Source organism: Kineococcus glutinatus (assembly GCF_039542765.1).
In the GTDB taxonomy this organism is placed as follows: domain Bacteria; phylum Actinomycetota; class Actinomycetes; order Actinomycetales; family Kineococcaceae; genus Kineococcus_A; species Kineococcus_A glutinatus.
The window spans coordinates 1-2,380 of the sequence record NZ_BAABIL010000805.1 but is presented as its reverse complement, the minus strand read 5'-3'; the positions used below and the strand labels follow the sequence as shown (position 1 = coordinate 2,380).

Annotated in this window: 1 protein-coding gene; it reads left to right on the top strand. The window is 80.3% G+C overall.

Annotation, left to right across the window (positions count from 1 at the left end; genetic code table 11):
* Window positions 1-2,380: FtsK/SpoIIIE domain-containing protein (locus ABEB16_RS21615; protein WP_345714232.1), on the top strand; the 2,380-nt coding region annotated here is incomplete at both ends.

Here is a 2,380-nt window from a genome sequence, read left to right as displayed (position 1 = left end):
GCCGGGTCGTCACCGGCGGCGCCGACGCGGGGCGCACCGCGCTGCTCGGGCCCGGCGCGCACCTGCTGGGCCGTGCGCCCGGGCCGGTGCGCATCGCGGACGCCGGCCTGTCGCGCCACCACGTCCGGGTGCACGTGCCGGCCGGCGGTGGGCCGCTGGAGGTGGAGGACGCGGGCTCGACCAACGGTTCCTGGCTGGAGGACGCCGGCTGGCGGCGGGAGCTGGCCGGGCGCGGGGTGCTGGCCGGCGCCCGGCTGGTGGTGGGCGACTCGACGCTGCAGGGCGACCCACCGCCGGCACCGCCCGCGGCGAGCGCTCCCGACGGCGAGGGCCACGTGCTGGTCAACCGCGCACCCCGGCTGCGCGAGGCGGTGCAGGAGCGCGCGCTGCGGCTGCCCGCGGCACCCGTGGCGCCGGTGCGCGCCGGGCCGCCGTGGCTGGCCGCCACCGTGCCGTTGGTGCTCGCCGTGGTCACGGCCCTGCTGTGGAGCCCGCTGGCCCTGCTGCTGGGGCTGGCCGGACCGGTGCTGCTGCTGGGGCAGTGGTGGGGCGACGCGCGGGCGGCGCGCCGCCGGCACGCCGTGGCCGAACAGGGGTGCGAGGCCGAGCGCGCCGCGGTGCTGGCCGAGGTGTCCGCCGCGCTGGCCGCGGAGCACACCCGGCTGCACGCGGCCGCACCCGACGCCGCCGCCGTGCTGGCGGTCGTGCGGGGCCCGGGTCTTCGGCTGTGGGAGCGCGGCGGCGGCGACCACGACGCGCTGGAGCTGCGGGTGGGCACCGGTGACGCGCCCGCCACGACCTGCACCCTCGACGGCGTCCCGCCGCTGCTGCGCGGGGTGCCGGTGACGGTGCGCCTCGGCGAGGTGGGGGTGCTGGGCGTCAGCGGCCCGCGCCGGCTCGTGCTGGGCAGCGCGCGCTTCCTGGTCGGCCAGGTCGCGGCGTGGCACGCGCCGGCGGCGGTGGCGCTCGTCGTGGTGTCGGCCGCGCACGAGGAGGAGGCCGCCGCGGACTGGGGGTGGGCCGCGTGGCTGCCGCACGCCCGGGCGCCGCTGGGGCCGGGGCCGGATCAGGTGGCCACCCGCACGACGGGGCTGGCGGGTGCGGCGGAGGTGGTGCAAGAGCTGCGTGCGGTGCTGGCGGCGCGCGGGCCGGGTGGTCGCTCGCGGGTGGCCGCGGTGCCGCGCGTGGTGGTGGTCCTGGACGGCGCCGCGGCCCTGCGGTCGGTGCCCGGCGTCGCCGACGTGCTGCGCGAGGGTCCCGCTGCCGGCGTCTGCGTCGTCTGCCTGGACGAGGACGCCGCACGGCTGCCCCCGGAGTGCGCCGCCGTGCTGGAGGTGGACGGCACGGGTGGGGAGGCGCCGGACGGCACGCCCGAGGGGGGTGCGCGGCTGCGGGTGAGCGGGCAGGAGGTGCGGTCCGTGCGGGTGGACGGCGTGGAGGCGTGGTGGGCGCAGGCGTGCGCCCGGGCGCTGGCGCCGCTGCGCGATGCGACGCCGTCCGCCGCGACAGCGGTGCTGCCGCGCACGTGCCACCTCGTCGACCTGTTGCGGCACGTCCCGTTCGCGGTGGACCCGCTGGACGCGGCGTCCGTGGCGGCCCGCTGGGCGTCGCCTCCTCCCGCGCCGGTCGTGCCGCTGGGGGACGACGGCGCGGGGCCGCTGCTGGTGGACCTGGCCGCCGACGGCCCGCACGCGCTCGTCGCGGGCACCACCGGCGCCGGCAAGTCGGAGCTGCTGCAGACGCTGGTGGCCGGGCTGGCGGCGACGCACCCTCCCGACCGGCTGCAGTTCGTGCTCGTGGACTACAAGGGCGGCTCGGCGTTCGCCGAGTGCGCGACCCTGCCGCACTGCGCGGGGCTGGTGACCGACCTGGACGAGCACCTCGGCCGGCGGGCGCTGCGCAGCCTGTCCGCCGAGGTGCGCCGCCGGGAGCGCCTGCTGCGCGCGGCCGGCGCCCGTGACCTGGCGGAGCTGCACGCGCGCACGGACCCGTCCTCGCTGGCGCGGCTGGTCGTGGTGGTGGACGAGTTCCGGGTGCTGGCCGAGGAGCTGCCCGACTTCGTGGGCGGCCTGGTGCGCCTGGCCGCGGTGGGTCGCTCCCTGGGGGTGCACCTGGTGCTGGCCACCCAGCGGCCCGCGGGTGTCGTCAGCGCCGACATCCGCGCCAACACCAACCTGCGCATCGCGCTGCGGGTGCAGGACCGCGCCGACGCCGAGGACGTCGTGGGCTCCCCCGCTCCCGCGCTCCTGGACGAGCGGGTGCCCGGCCGCGCGGTGCTGCGCACCGGCGGGCGGCTGACGACGCTGCAGGTGGCTCGCGTGGCGGCATCCGCGCCCCGGACGCCGACCGCGGCCCCGCCCGGCGAGCTGGCGGGCGGGGC